We start from the raw sequence: 15,813 nt of genomic DNA, 5'->3' as shown, positions 1-15,813 counted from the left end.
GACCCGCCGGCACTACCCCCGGGACTTCATCTCAACGGCCATGGCCCGGTCGAAAGCCCCATCGGCCAGGACCTCCCAGCTGGGCAGCGAGGCCAGGTAAGTGTAAAAGGCGGCGTGCACCTTGACCGTGGCCAGCGACCGCAGATCCTCCTCGGTCACGTCCTGCTCGGCGAACACGCGCGAGCCCTCGTCGCTGATCTGGCCGTTGATCCTGCGGGCGGCGTCGGTGTAGGCATCGGAGCGGACCTGGCTGATGTAGGTCTTCGACCCGTCGGCGCTGCGCAGCTCGCCGTCCCCGCCGACTGAGAAGTGCTCGCGGTCCCGCTGCATCTCCACCAGCGCGGTCTTGTACGCCTCACCGATCTCAAGGTCCAGGGCCTTAACCTTCGCCGAGCCGTCGAGATTGATCAGCATCTCCTTGCTGACCGTGCCCTCGGCGTAGACCAGGCGCTTGTGGTCCTTCTGCGTCGCCTGGTGGGCAGCCACGGTCGCGGCCACCTCCACGTCCTCCAGGAACTCCTCGTCGTTGCCCAGCATCATGGCCTCGTAGTCGTCCGGGTCCACGACCACCGGGGCGTTGGGGTCGCCACTCTCGTCGGTGAAAACCATGCGCGTGATGACCTCCATGACCTCGTCCGAGTAGACGTCCGGGTCAAGGCGCTCGATGTCGATGTCCTTGTAGTCGTACGTCTCCTGGTAGAGCGTCTTGGCGTCGGCCGCCCTGACCGCCTGGGCCATGCGCTTGTCGAGCATCTTGACGAAGTCCGGCTGGTTCATGCGCACGTCGAACTCCATCGCGGAGCTGAGCGTGGGGATCGTCTGCAGCGAGTACTCGTGCCCCGGGTGGGTGATCGTGTTGCCGAGCAGCTTGAATGACATCGGCAGGATCGTCTCGTTGCGGTTCCAGACCGGCGCGTCGCCGGCGCGCAGCACGATCGAGTTGCGCGGCGAGAGGAAGGCGAAATCGTTGTACTTGATCAGCGGCTCCTCCTCCGTCGACCAGGTGCGCGAAATCGCTCCGTCCGTCTTCCCGCCGACCACCTTGTCCAAGTTCTGCGTGATCTGCTTCGAGCTGGCGTGGGTACGGTGGGTCTTGCCGCTCATCTTCTCCAGCGTCTCGATCATCGAGTCGTCGGTCGACTTGAGGAAGACGATGTTGCTCGTGTTTCCCTGCACAATCTTGTCGACCGACTCGCCGTAGACGTCGCGCAGCTGCTGCAGCGTCTGCAGGATAAGCGTGAACTGCTGCTCCTGGCCGAGGCCGATGGAGAGCATGGTCTCGAAGCCGGCGATGCCGTTGCCGTCGGACTGCAGGTTGCCGAGCTCGTCGAGCATGAACCGGGTGCGGTAGAGCGGCTTCTGGTTCGACTTGGTCATGTACGACTGGTCAAACGAGACGTCCACCAGCTGCTTGACCAGGATCAGGATCAGCTTGGCGTACTTCATCAGGTGCGGGGGAGTGACGAGAAAGACCGCCTTGGGCGACTCCGAGTACCGCGCCATCGTCTGCGTGATCGCGCGCGCCCGGACCTCGACCTCCTCGGGGTGCCCGCCACCGGAGAAGTCCAGCTTGCGGCTCGGGAAGGTCGTGTCGCCGGGCTGGAACGAGAGGATCTTCCTGTCGCGGGTGCCGCCCTCGCGCACCGGCCGCAGCTCGCGCAGCACGCCGTTCTTCACGATCTTCTTGCCGGTGACCGGCTCGACCACGAAGTGCCGGCCGTTGAGGGAGAGCTGGTAGCTCTTGCGGAAGTGGAAGTAGAAAGTGCGCACGAGCATGCCGCTCTGCGGGTTCTTCAGCTCCAGCTTCAGCCAGGCCTCGTCGCCGGGGAAGATTCCCTTGAAGTTGTAGCGCGCCCAGCCCACGCGGCCGACAATCTCCGAGTGCTCGAAGTCCTTGCCAAGGTTCTGGATGAACATCGGGTCCGCGTACGCCGACCAGCTCGCCATCTGGCCGAGCAGGTGGTCGCGCTTCATGAAGTTCGGCGAGAACCGCACGCCCAGCCGCCGCGGGAAGGACAGGCCCGCCAGGTCAGTGTTCTGGCTCGGCTTACCCGAGGTCAGGGTCGAGATCGTCGGGTCGGTGAAGAAGCTCATGCCCGTGATCGCGATGCCGTAGACCGAGGACATCATCTTCTCCGCACCGGCCATGGCGACCAGGGCGTTGTGGGCGTTGCCGACGAGCGTGCGCATCGAGTTGCGCGGCAGGGCCTGGGTGGCGTTGAAGTAGAGCGTGAGCAGGTCCTGCTCGGCCTTGCCCTCCCACAGGAAATCCTTCTCGGCGACCTTGGCCTGCTCCTCGGCCAGGGCGTCCTCGTCCTCTTCGAACTCGCCGTTCTTGATGCGCTTCTCCAGCTCGGCAGCGGGGTTCTTCCACTTCTTCGAGGTCAGCTGCACGAAGAGCTGGTAGCAGTTGTACAGCGTGACCTTTCCCCACATGTCGTCCAGCCGCTGCTCCAGCGTGCCCGGGTCCATGCCGGTGGCTGCTGCGTACTCGCGCAGCTCACGCTCCTCCTCGAGGTAGTAGTCGATGAGACCGTAGGCGGCCCGTTTGAAGGCGTTGTTCGCCGCGTTCGGCCAGACCGGGTCCTCACCGCCGTCCAGCGGGAAGAAAACCTCGCCGATGTTCTCGATGTAGAGCGCGCACTTGGTCGAGTCGCCCTCGCGGGCGGCGTCGGCGGCCATGCCCAGCGGGTTGTAGATGTCGGTCTTCATCGCGTTGATCAGGTTGAACTGCACCGGCTCGAAGCCGCGCGTGACCAGCGGGATGTAGTTCTTGACGAGCAGCTCGCCCTTGGGGTCGTTGATGACCATGTTCGAGGGCTCCTTCTCCCTCGACCACATGTCGATCATCGGCTCGATGTAGGTCTGGCCCTTGCCCGCCCGGGTGATGGCCAGCACCATCGTGTTCACGGGAGCAGTGTCGACGATGTAGGCACCGGCAGGGCGCTGGACTTCGTACGCCGGGAACTCCCAATCATCAGTGATCAGGTCCGACACCGTACGGTAGGGCCCGAGCTTGTCACGGTTCGCGCCCTGGAGCTTCCCAGGGTCCATCGCCTCTTTGGCCTTGCGCCGGCTCTCCTCGGTCGGCGGGTTGTACGGGATCACCGTTGCGTCATACTTCCGGCGCAGCCGCTTGTCCCGGGGCAGGCCCGAGGCGTCGAAGAGCGCCTCGCCGAACTCCTCGTCGATCAGCGGCAGGGTCTCGACCAGCGGCTCGCCGTCGTCGCCGTCCATGACCTCACCCTTGTAGTAGACGACGTTGCCGTCCTGGTCAATCACGTCGGACTCTGCGCGCCGGGAGACCTTGACCGTGCCCAGCCCCTTCTTGCTGAGCATCATGTGACTGATCATGGAGCTGACCTGCACCCCCGAGTGCGCACCGGCGTCCGGGAACCAGTCGTAGTTCTGCTGGACCTCCTCCGGCAGCGCGATGTGCTGGTCGTTGCGGTGGTCGTTGATGTCCGTGTGGTCGACCGTCGCGTTGTGCTTGGCGACCTGGCGTCCGGTCCAGGTGGAGATCATGATCATGACCAGCGCGCCCGATCCCAGCGTCAGGAAGAGCTTGAACCCGGTGACGGACCCCAGCTGCCCGCCCACGTTCGTCGCCGTGGGCGTGGCCCCCTGGTCAGCCTCCGGGGCGTCCTGGGCGGCGCTGCCTGCGTGGGTCCACCACGCTGGCACCGGGACGTCCTTGAGATCCGGGTAGCACTTCGAGCCGATCTCGGGGTTACCCTTCTCGTTGACGGCGCGGTAGCACGTCATCGGGGCCCCGCCCTGGCCTGTCGTAGTGTCCTCCACGTAGTACGAGTCCGGCTTTCCGCTGCTGTTTCCGCCCAGGCCACCGCCCATCGTCGCCCCGAGCGTGAGCACTGCCGTAGCAATGACCGAGTACAGCACCCACGCCACGATCGCGACCAGCAGGCCGGCGACGCCGGCGAGCGCGAGGCCCGACGTGTTCGACTTCTTGCTCAGCCGCTCGCCGCGGTCCAGCTGCTGGTCTTCATAGACGTCCCGGTTCGTCAGCGTCTCCTCCGGCCGACGCGCCGAGATCTTCTCCCAGCCGCTGGCCTTGGGCCGTGCCGCCCTGCGCTTGCTGCCTGCCATGGTTCTCCCTGCCTGTTTCCGCGTGTGTCTGTGTGTCCTGCGCCTGTTGTGATCCGGAAGACGCCGACGGCGCACGGGGTGCGAGCCCCATGCGCCGTCAGACCCCCGTCGATCTCCGAGTCGGATCAGCCGCCCATGGCCGCCCCGCCGATGAAGCCGGCGAGGCCGCCGAGCACGGGCAGCGCGACGATCAGGGCGATGAGCATCTTGTTGTAGCGGCTCTGGATCTCCGAAGCCCTTGCCAGCTCGCTGGCGTAGGACTCCTTGTCCGCAGCCATTTCCTCCAGCCGCGCCTCGTAACGGCGCTTGACCGAGTCCTCGACAACCTCCATCTGCTGCAGCAGGTCCGTGTTGCGCTGCGTGGCCGAGTCGGTCTTCTCCTTCTCGAGGGACAGGCTGTGCTGCCATTCCGTCTCGCGGGCCTGCATCTGCGTGATCGCGTCCTTGCGGTTGCGGTCGAGCTCGTCCTCCATCCGGCGGATGCGGTCGGCGTGCTCGTTGCGGATCGACTCCAGCAGCGCCTCCTGCTCGCGGCGCAGGACGCCGATCTCGTCGGTGGTGCGCTGGTGCTCTGCCAGAGCCTCGGCCTGGGCGATGTCCGCCTTGCGGTTGTCGTCGACGATCCGCTGGATCTCGGCCTTCCACTGCCCCAGACGCTGCTCCTCGGCCTCGAGGTAGGCCTTCTGCTTCTCGGCCAGGACCTCGAAGATCCGCGTAGTGCCGACCTGCATCTTCAGGGCGGCGTCGGAGCGGCGCACGCGCAGGATCTCCTGGCGGTCGTGCGAGTAGGAGTTCTCGAGCACCCGCTCGATCTCGGCGACGGCGTCGGCCTGCTCGCGCTCCATGCGGGAGCGGTTGCGCTCCTTGTACTGGATCTCCGCCTGGAGGGCGGCCTGCTCGGCGAGCTTCTTCGCCTGGGCCTCGTAGTCCTGGACGATCTCGGCCTTGCGGGTGCGGATCCGCTGTTCCTTCTCGGACTCCCGCTCGCGGTGCGCCGCCTCGGTGCCGTCCTTGAGTGCCTTGTAGCGCGAGCCCTCGCGGTCGGTGGCCACGTCACGGATGACCTGCTCGACGTGGGCCGACATGAGGTTCACGTACAGCGTGCGCAGTTCGTCCTCGTGCGCCCACCGCAGCTGGGCAAGGTCGGCGTTGGCCTGCCGGTTGAGCTGGGCGACCTGGTCGCCGAGCCATTCGGTCGCACCCTGCGGCACCTCGATCTGCACGACCGGCGCGCCGATGGCGAAGGTCGCATTGAACTCGTCCAGGCGCACGTCGAGGTCCAGGTCCTCGGAGAGGAAGCGGCGTGCAATGACCTCACGCACCTGCTCCTGGTTCTCCAGCAGGACGGCTTCCTCCTCGGCCGGGGCGTACGCCGTATCGTCGGCGGTCACGGGACCGGACTCCTCGTCGAACTCCTCGAAGCCGGCCGTGCCGTCGAAGCCGGGCTCCGGCTCCACCGCAACCGGGGCCGCGTCCTCGTCTCCGAAGTCGACGGCTTCGTCGTCGAACACGGGCTCATCGCCCGCAGCGTCGAAGACCGGCTCGTCACCGGCACCCTCGTCCCCGCCGGAGATCGAGTCGAAGATCGGGTCACCCTCGTCGGCGGTATCCACGGCAGCAACAGCGTCCGCGTCCGCCGCGGGACGGGTCCCGGGCTCGTCGGTGGTGACGCCGCTGTGCTCGCGCCAGGCCTGCGCTCCGACAGCCTCCTCGAGGCTCAGCGTGCCGGAAGCGACCTCCTGGGCCTGCTTGAACGTGGCCTCGGCGACCAGGTCCACCAGCAGCTCGCCGCTGGGCTTCTGCCAGACGACGGCCCAGGAGTACTCCGCGCCAGCCAGGAGCGAGTACTCCTCCATGCGCGCAAGCGTCTCCGTGTTGGGGATGATGCCGAAGACCTCTTCGCCCAACATCTCTGCCGTGGCGACGGTCTTGATCTGGTCGGAGTCAATGAGCTCGATGAGCGAGCCCTTCGCCTCGTCGCGGCCGTGCCGCTTGCTCAGCCCGCCGATGGACTCGGCGGCCAGCACGAGCATGACCCACGCCGTGCCGCTGGGGAAGACGAACTTCGCGTTCGACCGCAGCAGTTCGACTGCTGCGGGGATCGCCGTCTCCCTGACCACGGACGACAGCAGCTCGTCAGGCTTCTTCTTCCGATCCTTGTTCCGGCTTCCCGCAGCCGTGCCCAGAATGCCCATTGGTGTCGATCCCTTCGATGATGAAACGCAGTTCGCCTGGTTTATGAGTATCCTATCGCTTATGAGTCGATAGGTGCAATGATAGACAATTCGACACGACGCCGAATGACCCACAATGGCCGCTGGCGCAGATCAGCGCACGGCGCTCACCTCGATGCACGCATCGGAGGTGAGCATGTCCTTGTGGTCGCTCGCCAGCTCGCCGACGACGTCGATCCGGATCCGCCGCTCAGAGGGATGCTCGTTGATGAACGTCGCCACTCCGGTGGTGACCTCGTCGGTCATCTTCGCCACCGCGCCACGGGCACCGCCGGCATTGGAGTCGGTGTCGCCCTTGTCGTCGATGAGGTACTGCAGGACCCTCTGGTCGATGTCTACCCGCACGTTGTGCTTGATGAGGACCTCCTGCACCATGTGGCGCAGCTTGTTGCGCACGATCTTGCGCTGCGTGTCCTCAGAGAGCGGCTGGAACGGGACGATGGCGTCGATACGGCCCAGCAGCTCGGGCGGGAAGCGGTTATCCGCCGAGGTCTCGGTGATCGAGCGGCGGATGAGCTTGTCGTACTTCAGCAGCTGCTCGCCCGAGCCCGTGTCGTCGGCCGCGTACTGCGCGATGGTCTTGTAAATCTCCGAGCCTGCGTTCGTCGTCATGACGATGTAGGTGTTCAGGAAGCTGACCTCGCGATTGTTGTCGTCGGAGAGCCGGCCGTCGTCGAGCACCTGCAGCAGCAGGCGGGTGACCATCGCCGAGGCCTTCTCGACCTCGTCGAACAGCAGTACGGCGTGCGAGAGGTCCCAGACCCGCTTCGTCAGCTCGGAGCGGAACAGGTCCATCGAGGAGTCCTGGGCGTACTCGGACATGTCGAATCGGATCAGGTGGCGCTGGTCGTCACCGAAGAGCAGCCGTGCCAGCTGCTTGGCAAGCTCGGTCTTACCCACACCGGTCGACCCCGTGAACAGCAGCGAGGCCTCCGGCCGGCCCTTGTCGTTCAGGTCCGCGACCGACAGCTGCAGCCGCCGCGCGACCGCACGCGTGGCCAGGTCCTGGCTGAACACCTTCGAGTCCAGCTGCTCCTTGATCTTCGCGCCGTCGACCTTGAAGGCAACGTTGACGCCCAGAGACTCCTGGAGCACGTCCGAGAGCAGATCGCGGTCCAGCGCCCGCTTGGTGAGGCGGTGCCAGCCAACCATGCTGTCCAGCACCAGGATCGACTTGCGCGGCTGCGAGCTCGCCGGCATGTAGCGCGTGGTGTACTCATAGATCTGCCGGTAGATGTGGTCGTCGTAGAACTGGTCGGCGACGTCGTAGTGCTCGGCCATGCCCTGCAGAATCCGGATCGTCGTCTCCTGGTCCGGCGGCGTCAGGTTGATGCGCTGCAGCCGTTCAACCAGCGGCTGATTCGGCGCAATGTGCCTGTGGAACTCGTCATAGGTCGTCGCGGCGATGATTCGGATGCCGCGTGCCCCGGAAGCCGCCAGCACCGGCTTGATCGCCTCAACCGCAGCATCGGAAAGCTGGATGATCTGGTGGCACTCGTCGATGAACAGGACCAGCTCCTGCTTCTCGTCCGCCACGAAGTGCTCGGCCTCGTCGAAGAAGCCCTTGAGCATGGCGGCCATGCGGTCCGAGTCGCCGGCCTCGGAGATCATCCGGGACGGATCGACCTCGAGATAGAGCCGCTCGGCGTCAGCGGCCATCGTGGCCTGGACGAGAGCGGTCTTACCCGTACCTGCCTCGGCCAGGAGCAGGGCGTTGCAGAGCTCCGGCCTGCTCATCGAGGCCAGCAGCTGGAGCTTCTCGTGCTCGCGGCCGACGATCTCGCGCTCGGCCCTCTTGAGCGGGTCCGACAGCTTCGACAGGAGCGGATAGCCCTCATTCAGGTGCACTTCATGGAACATGCCGTGGAAGACCTCTCGCCAAGACTTGAATTCATCTGATAGATCAGTCAAAAGTCTATCATGGCACCATTCGGCTCGACTGTGATAGGACAGCGAAAGGCCCCCGGACTCATATCCGGGGGCCTCCTGGCCATTCACTCCGTAGGGGTGCTGTCACAGCCCCGGCTGGCGGTCCTCCTGGGACGAAGCCCCATCCTGCTCGAACTGGTAGTCGTACCGCTCGCTCAGCGGCCTGCTGGACTCCCGGTCGCGCCGTGCCCGCTCGTTCGCCTCCCGCTGCTGACGCATCGAGGCACCCACGCGGTCGACCAGTGCGCGCCCGGCCTCCGCCCACATGTCCTTGCCCTCGTCCGGGGCCGTGATCTCGTCCAGGCCCAGCTCCAGCAGGCTCGTGCCGCTCAGTGGGCTGGGATCGTTCGTCGCCATAGCCTTCTCCTCCTCCGTGCCTGTCTCAGGCCCCGCGCTGCTGCTCGGTGCCCTCGGGCCCGCCCTGGCCCTCGAACTGATAGTCGTACCTCTCGCTGACCGGCTTCCGTCCCTGCGGCGAGGTGCCCGGCAGCTGCTCCTGAGCACCACGGCCGACAACCGAGCCCATCCGCCCGACCAGGTCCGCCCCGGCAGCGGAGCCCTGGGGGGCCTTCTGTCCGCCATGTCCGGCCAGCTCCGTGTGCAGCCCGCGGGCTGCACCCACGGCAGCTCCCCTGGCGGCGCTGGCGGCGACGCCCCTGGTCGATGCACCAGACTGCTGGGCACGTTGGGCGTGGGCCGCGGCATCCTGCATGGCCTCGGTGCCGAGCCGCCTGGCTCCCTCGCGGAGGCCCGCGGACTGCACGGCCTGTCCGACCTTCGACCCGGCGGCCCGCTGGGTGAGCGGGACCTTCACCGGACCCTGAACCGTGCCGCCGGCATGGGCCTGCTTCGCCTGGGGCTGCTCCTGCCGGGACGATTCCGGCTTCGGCACATCCGCTGAAGTGATCATCCCCGGTGCCGGCTCAGCCTGCGGGCGCGGCCGCCGCTCGACCACGTTGGGGTTGAACCTCGAGCCCGGCTGGCCGGGAGCGGGGGAGGAGGGCAAGCTGTATCGGGGACCCCGCACCGCGCCGAGGCCCGCCTGCGAGCTCGGGCCCCGCTGCTCTCCGGTATCGGGGGTGGCCCCGCGGATCGCCGCCAGCTGCTCGGGCGTGTACGACGTCGGGCGCTGGCCGTGCTCCGGTCGGCCCTGGGAACCTTTACTGAGATCTGCCATGATGATTCGTTCCTCTCTATGCGAAAGGCCCCCGGAGAGGTTTCTCCGGGGGCCTTTCAATGAGTTCTGCTGAGCCGTGGATCGGTGTCAGCCGACCGCGGGGGCCTCGGCCTCGACGACCTGCTCGGCCTGGGCGGTCTGCTCCGGACCGGCCTGGCTCTGCTTGGCAGCCGCCTGGGTCTCCTTGGCCGCCTTCATGGAGGCGAACTGGTTGTCCAGGGTCTTGGCGTCGACCTTGAAGTCGCTGGCCTCCACGGACTTGGTGTTGACCACCAGACCGGTGCCGCGCGAGGCCGGCATCACGTTGCCCTTGAAGCCGTAGACGGTGCCGACCTTCTCGCCGTCCTTGTTGAGCAGCGGCTCCGTATTCGGGCCCGCGGCCTTGACGATCTCCTCCAGCTGGCCCACCGAGTAGGGGGCGGTGTTGGCGAAGCGCTCCTTGCCGTCCGGGCCCTTCACGCGCTCGGACTTCAGGTGCAGGTTGCTCTGCTCCGGTCCGCGCGAGTCGCGGGCGTCGACCTGGATGTCGGCGTAGTGCGACTTGCCGTCCTTGGTCGCGCCGTTGTCATAGACCTTGGCGATGAGGTTGACCCCGGTCATTGCGCCCTTGCCCTTGAGAAGTGCCATGATCTCGTCCTTTCGTCGTTCCGTCCGCCACTCGGCAGAACGGCCTTGATCATTCACGTCGTCCGAGCAAAGCCCCGAAGTGCAGTGCCGAACTGCTCTATACACTAATACTCCTATAGAGCATTCCGCAACCATTCGAATGATCTTTCGACTCGTGTCCCTACTCGTGCTGGATACCGTCGGACCGGCCTGCCGGCTCCTGCTCGGGGCCGGGGAGGACCCCGGCACCAGCCACCGCGGCGTCGACCCGCTGCTGGACACGCACCACCAGGCCGGCGTCGAGCGAGGAGGCCTTCGAACGGCGCATCCGGGCCGCCTGTTCCTGCTCTTCGCGCAGCGCCGCGATCCTCGAACGCAGAAGCGGCCGCATGGAGCCGTCCTCCACCGGAACCAGTTCCCGCGAGACCCGGGTCATCGCGGCGATGTCGTCGACAGGGAGGTCGGCGATCGCCTCAGACTGGCCTGACTGGTCGAGGTACTCCATGGCCGCCAGCAGCAGCCGGCGGCGTTCGGCCGCGGCTGCGGTGAACTCCCGCCGGGCCCGCTCGCCGATCTCGACATCGGCCACGAAGTCGTAGCCCAGGTGATGCAGGTCCAGTGCCTTGACGTCGTCGAAGGGGTGCGCCGTCCCGGTCTCGATCGACAGCTGGGTGGAGACCTCCGGATCCCCGCCGGCGACGGCGCTGCGCTGGTCAGCAGGACCGGCGACGAGCACCAGCCCCGAGTCGGCCAGGTCGGTGCGCAGCTCCTGGAGCCGTTCGTCGTAGACCTGCTTCATCGTCTCGATGCGCGCGTCCAGCACCGCCCGTCCGGCCTTGCCCGCGGTCAGGTGCCGTCCGCCGGGCTGGCCGTAGATCTCGCGGCCCATCTCCTCGGCCTGGTCGGCGTCCTTCATCCGCTGCAGCGAGGCGTCCTGGCGCAGCGCCATCAGCGAGAGCAGGCGCTGGCCGTACGCGGCGACCTCCTGCTGCTGGGCGTACCACTGGCTGGCGTCGCCGACAAACGGCAGGAAGTGCTGGTACTTGCTCATCACCCGCCGGTGCCAGTCCTCTTCGTAGCGGTAGAAGTCGTAGAGCGGCCGGGAGTCCTCTACGGCCACTTCGGCCTTCTCGGCACGCTCCCATTGCCGGGCCAGGTCGCGGTAGGCGCTGGCCTTGGACTTGTGATGCTGCAGGCGGGAGGCATAGCTGCGCAGCCGGAAGCCGAAGGAGACGACGTCGTCCTCCGAGCTGCCGTGCTGCTGCTGGCGCTCTGCGGCCAGGGCGGCCATCTCGGCGTAGTCCATACCCATCACCTCAAGCATCGGCGTACGCACCCGCAGCTCCTCCTCGGGCAGGGCGCGCAGCATCTGGTAGACCCCGTTGACCGCCCGCTCGGTGATCTGGTTGCGGCCCGCGTCGACCAGGCGCTGCCACGCGTCGGTGGGCAGGCCCTCGGCCTCCCGGCGCTGATTGGCGTACTCCACGACCCTCTCCATTGCCGCCGGCAGCGGAGAGCCCGGCCGCTCCAGCTGCTCGGCCACCAGCTCGGAGACCAGACGGTTGGCTTTGCGCATCCGCAGATCGTTGGTTCCGGCGCGCCACAGCGAGCGGTCGGCGGGCAGGCAGGCCAACAGGAACTGGGGGAGGGCCTCTGAGCGCATGCGCTCGTGTGCCCAGCGCTTGATGAAGGTCGTCACGTTCCTGCGCTCGTAACCGACGGCGCTGGACAGGTGCGCGACGGCCTGCTTCTCGTCCAGCCAGGCGTCCACGCCGCGCCGCAACCGGGACTTGTGCCGGTCCAGAAGCTTGCCCCGCTGGGTGCCGTCCTTGGCCAGGTGGCCGTGTCCGGCGTCGACCATCGCCAGGTGGCAGTGGACGTGCTCGGTGTCGACCTGGATCACGCCGACGTAGCGCAGGTCGTCGAAACCGCTCGTGCCCGAGCTCATCCGCTCCAGCCCGTGCATGATCGCCATCCGCAGCTTCATCTGGTCGATGTGGCCGCGGTAGTCCCCGCGGCCTTCGCAGTGAAAGTCCTCGCCGACGATGCGGTGCCGTTTCAGGTATTCCTCATCGAAGGAGAGCACGGTCTTCAGCACCGTCTTGCCGCTCTCGAAGTGTTTCTGGATGTCCCGGGATGCAGCCCGCAGCTGCTCGTCGGAGAGCGACACTGAGCCGTAGCCGAAGGCCACGCCGCCATCGCCCTGGGCCTGGCGCATTATCGTCTTGGCCTCGACCCTGCTCGTCCCGGCGCGCTCGACCGCGCTCTCGCGGGCCATGTAGCGCAGGATGAAGTCGTCCGTGCGCAGCCGCTGGATCGGCGCGAGCGACTCAGTCGCCTGCTCGCGCGCCATGTACCGGGTGACGTAGTCGCCGGGGGTGCCGCCCCGGGACCCCTTGCCGCCGGGCAGCGGCACACTGAACTCGTTGACGATGACCACTGACTGCTTCAGGCCCATCCCGCCTCATCCCTCCGTCGTGTGAATGCACAGAACCCCGGCCGCTGTCCTCCAGCGACCGGGGCCCGTCCTGACTGCTCTGCCCGCCTCGGCCTCAGTGGCCCAGGCCGTGCCCGTCTTCCTCGCCGAAGTCGAGGTCGGCGGCGCGGCGGGAGGCCTCGCGCTTGCGCTCCTCGAGCGTCGGCGCGGGCACCTCCTGCCCGGTGGCCTCCTCATCCAGACCAAAGTCCAGATCGTGGGTCGCGCTGGCATCCGGCTCCGCGTCCGCAGGGACGGCAGCATCCTCCGGTCCGTCCAGGTGCAGGGCCGGGGCCACACGCTGGTGGTACAGGTGCTCGGGCGTGCCCTCAGTGCGCTCCAGCTCAGCCTGATACCGCTCGCGCTCCGCGGTGATCTCAGCCTCGACCGCCAGCAACTGCGCGGTGACGCCCTCGGCAGCCGGCTGCTGCTCCTCGGGCCGCTGGAGGTTCTCCGCCTGCGCGACCAAGTCGAGTTCGTCCTCGCTGAACAGCGAGTTGATCGCGTCGGAGCGGGCCCGCAGGCCCCGCTGGTCGACGACGGACTCGACCGGACCATGACCATCCTTGGAGCGGTCAGCGAAGTAGGCCGCCAGGTCGTACTCGGTGGAGGCCAGGTCGATCTCGAGATCGGCGATGCGGTGCACGTTCATGAAGACCACGGGGGCATCGGCCTGGTCCCCGGACGGGGTGAGCACGAGGGCATCCGCCCTGGCGGGCAGCTCCCACTCGATCCCCGTGAGCTGGTCGGGCACAGTGAACGAAGGGCTGAAGTAGCCCTTGGCCGCCAGTGCGACCAGCTGCTCGTCGTCGAACTCGTAGAAGGCGTCGACCTTCTCGCCCTGGCCGTGCGAGTAGGTCACCTGGGTGATCCCGTACGGAAGCGGCTCGGCGGGAGTGATCGAGCGCAGCTCGCCCACGACGTGCAGGTAGGGCCGGTAGTTCTCCTCCTTGCCGCGGTGCTTGAGCTCGACAGAGTCGACCAGCACCCCGATCTGGGCATCGAGGCCGTCGTAGCGGTGCGCCTGCACGCCACGCTCCCGCAGGGCCCGGTCGGCCCACACGTCATTCATCATCAGTCCAGCAGTGCGCATCAGTTGCTCCTCTTCCGGTTGGTCTTCTTGCTCGGGCGGGTGGTCCTGGGGGCGGAGGTGGCCGGGGCCAGCGCCGGGGTGCGGGCGTCGCGTACAGCCCGGATCCGGCGGGTGGACCAGCGCCACATCCCGCGCATCGCGGCGATCTCCGCGGCGGCCAGCAACAGGACCACAAACAGCAGCGGGGCGATCCACATCGCGACGGTCCCGGCCATGGTCAGGTCGCCGCTTGCTGCGCCCGACTGCCGGTGCAGCCACGCGCCGAGCATCGGGATCACGACCATCGCAGTCATCGAGGCCAGCACGTAGTCGGCGATGAGCACGACCGAGCGGAAGAACACCGCCCAGATCAGCACCGGCGATCCGCCGAAGCCCTTCCCGGGGGCCAGGCGGCGCAGCGCGCCGGCCAGCTTCGAAGGGCCACGCCCGGCCTTCGGCTTGACCGGGGCCTTCTCGACGGGGACTGCAGTGGCAGCCTCCACCCGGGCTTCGTGCTCGGTCGCGCTGCCGGTCTTGTCCAGAGTCTGGATCGTCATTCGTCTCGTCCTTCGTGGTTGTCGTGTCGTGTCGTGTCTGTGCGGGTGTCCCGCCGGTCAGCCGCTGTGGCTGGGTCCGGGGCTGGCGGTATCGACCGGTGAAGCAGAGGCAGGTGGCCTCTGCGCGGCAAGCTGGTCCCGCGTCCGGCCCGAGGCCCGGTACGCTTCGAACGAGGCGACCGTGCCGTCCTGTCCGGTGGCGAAGGTGAAGACCACGTACTCACTTTTGGCCGTGGACTTGCCGTCGGCGGACACCGGGTCCAGGCGCGCCACTCCGATGACGGAGTAGTCCAGGCCCTTCACCGCGGCAACGTCGACGTCGAAGTCGGCCAGCTGGTACGCCGTCCCCGCGCCCTTTCCGGCACCGGTCGCTGCCATCCACTCCGGGATGAACTCGGTGAGGGCCCGGGACGAGGTCCCGAGAAACCCGTACCGGGCGTCGAGGGCGGCCTGCGTCTCCTTGACGGTCCGCGAGGCGGCCGAAGAATCCGTCAGGCTCAGCAGCACCGAGCGCGCTGCGGCCCGGTCCCGGTCGGCCCGCTCGGCATCCATCCCCGGCAGGGCAGCCAGCAACCGGGCATGCTTGGTCTCAAGTGCCGCCTGCGCGTCCTCCTGCTTGCCCTGGAGCTGGACGATGAGCTGGTCGGCCTTGGCGTCGGCGTCCGCCGAACCGTCGGCCAGCAGCGCCGGGGCCAGAGAGAGCAGCGACAGCGCCAGCAGCGTTCCGGTGCTGCAGACCAGGACCTTCCCGGCCCTCGCGCGCACCCAGTCCTTCACGTCCTCGATCACGGTGCCTTCACCTCCTGCCGCAGGGCCTCGCCCGTGGTCGTCGTTCCGGTCTGGACCCCGGAGAAGCTCTTGCGGGTCATGTCGTAGTCAGCCCGGGCCCAGGCCAGTACCGCCGGGGCCTGCCCGGCCGCCGGGCGGGTCTGCACCGCCAACCAGGTGACCCGGATCGTGCCGTCCACCTCGACCGAGTAAGGGCGCTGGGCGACCCACTTGAAGCCGGAGTCGAAGCTCATCGGAATCTCGTTGCCCGCGGCGACGTCCTTGTCGGCGGCCAGCAGGTACCAGGGTTGGAGAGTGGTCCCGACGTCGGGGGCGAAGTACGGGGTGAGGTTCCGGCGCGTCGGCTCGGCGGCAGCCTGGTCCAGCGTCCCGCCCGAGTCCGCCACCGAGGGTGTCAGGTAGCGGTACTCGTTCTGCAACCGGGCGATCTGTTCCGCAGCTCCCTGTGCCGTGACCAGGGCGCGGTCAGCGTCCTTGGCCTCCGGGAGGGCGTCGGTGCGCACCTCGGCGGTGCGGATCTGCTCGCGCAGGGAGACGATCTGCTGAGCCTTGTCTTGGCTGACGGTGGCCTCGCCACCAGAGAGACCTGCGCCGACCAGGAAGCAGAGCAGCGCAGCTGCCCCCGTGCACACCCCGCCGATGGCCGCCCGGCGGCTCATCAGCGCACCCGGGACATTTCCGTCCCCAGTGGGGTCGGCGTCGCCCGGTGCCGCACCGGCGTCCGGCGCGGCCACGAAGCGGGTCTTGCGGACAGGCTTGTCAGCCTGCACACCCGACTGGCCGATCTTTGTCGATGCCATTGCCCCTCAACTCGCTCTTCGTCTCGAATACCAGTACAACTCTATCAAGAAGATGAGTCGAAAGGG

11 protein-coding genes are annotated in these 15,813 nt (G+C 67.4%); all 11 read right to left on the bottom strand.

The window, feature by feature from the left end; genetic code table 11:
* Positions 1-12 precede the first annotated feature (12 nt).
* The gene (locus FB478_RS04160; RefSeq protein ID WP_200953125.1) at positions 13-4,182 is read right to left on the bottom strand and encodes a type IV secretory system conjugative DNA transfer family protein; all 4,170 of its coding nucleotides are present in this window, start codon (positions 4,180-4,182) and stop codon (positions 13-15) included.
* A 50-nt stretch (positions 4,183-4,232) separates the two neighbouring features.
* Positions 4,233-6,302, bottom strand: a complete 2,070-nt coding sequence (locus FB478_RS04155) for a hypothetical protein (RefSeq protein ID WP_142133567.1) — start codon at positions 6,300-6,302, stop codon at positions 4,233-4,235.
* A gap of 132 nt (positions 6,303-6,434) precedes the next feature.
* Positions 6,435-8,201 carry an AAA family ATPase gene (locus tag FB478_RS04150; RefSeq protein WP_144599820.1) on the bottom strand — a complete coding sequence of 589 codons (1,767 nt, stop codon included), beginning with the start codon at positions 8,199-8,201 and terminating at the stop codon, positions 6,435-6,437.
* A 153-nt stretch (positions 8,202-8,354) separates the two neighbouring features.
* Positions 8,355-8,627, bottom strand: a complete 273-nt coding sequence (locus tag FB478_RS04145) for a hypothetical protein (protein WP_056387396.1) — start codon at positions 8,625-8,627, stop codon at positions 8,355-8,357.
* 25 nt (positions 8,628-8,652) lie between these two features.
* The gene (locus tag FB478_RS04140; RefSeq protein ID WP_142133568.1) at positions 8,653-9,447 is read right to left on the bottom strand and encodes a hypothetical protein; all 795 of its coding nucleotides are present in this window, start codon (positions 9,445-9,447) and stop codon (positions 8,653-8,655) included.
* 87 nt (positions 9,448-9,534) lie between these two features.
* Positions 9,535-10,074, bottom strand: a complete 540-nt coding sequence (locus tag FB478_RS04135) for a hypothetical protein (RefSeq protein WP_056387390.1) — start codon at positions 10,072-10,074, stop codon at positions 9,535-9,537.
* 160 nt (positions 10,075-10,234) lie between these two features.
* Complete coding sequence (gene mobL, locus FB478_RS04130) at positions 10,235-12,511, bottom strand: relaxase MobL (protein ID WP_160141486.1); 2,277 nt, start codon at positions 12,509-12,511, stop codon at positions 10,235-10,237.
* A 94-nt stretch (positions 12,512-12,605) separates the two neighbouring features.
* Positions 12,606-13,622 (bottom strand): hypothetical protein, encoded by a 1,017-nt coding sequence (locus FB478_RS04125; RefSeq protein WP_056387386.1) that lies wholly within the window; start codon positions 13,620-13,622, stop codon positions 12,606-12,608.
* A complete protein-coding gene (locus FB478_RS04120; RefSeq protein ID WP_056387384.1) occupies positions 13,622-14,158 on the bottom strand; it encodes a hypothetical protein in 537 nt (178 codons plus the stop codon). The genes FB478_RS04125 and FB478_RS04120 overlap by 1 nt, the downstream gene beginning before the upstream one ends.
* A 57-nt stretch (positions 14,159-14,215) precedes the next feature.
* Positions 14,216-14,947, bottom strand: a complete 732-nt coding sequence (locus tag FB478_RS04115; protein WP_056387381.1) for a hypothetical protein — start codon at positions 14,945-14,947, stop codon at positions 14,216-14,218.
* Positions 14,944-15,747: a hypothetical protein gene (locus tag FB478_RS04110; RefSeq protein ID WP_056387380.1), complete on the bottom strand. Its 804-nt coding sequence runs from the start codon at positions 15,745-15,747 to the stop codon at positions 14,944-14,946. Before FB478_RS04110 ends, FB478_RS04115 begins: the two co-directional genes overlap by 4 nt.
* Positions 15,748-15,813 lie beyond the last annotated feature (66 nt).

The organism is Arthrobacter sp. AG367 (assembly GCF_007828995.1).
In the GTDB taxonomy this organism is placed as follows: Bacteria; Actinomycetota; Actinomycetes; order Actinomycetales; family Micrococcaceae; genus Arthrobacter.
Note: the sequence above shows the minus strand (reverse complement) of the source record. Positions and strands in the feature narration are given on the sequence as shown.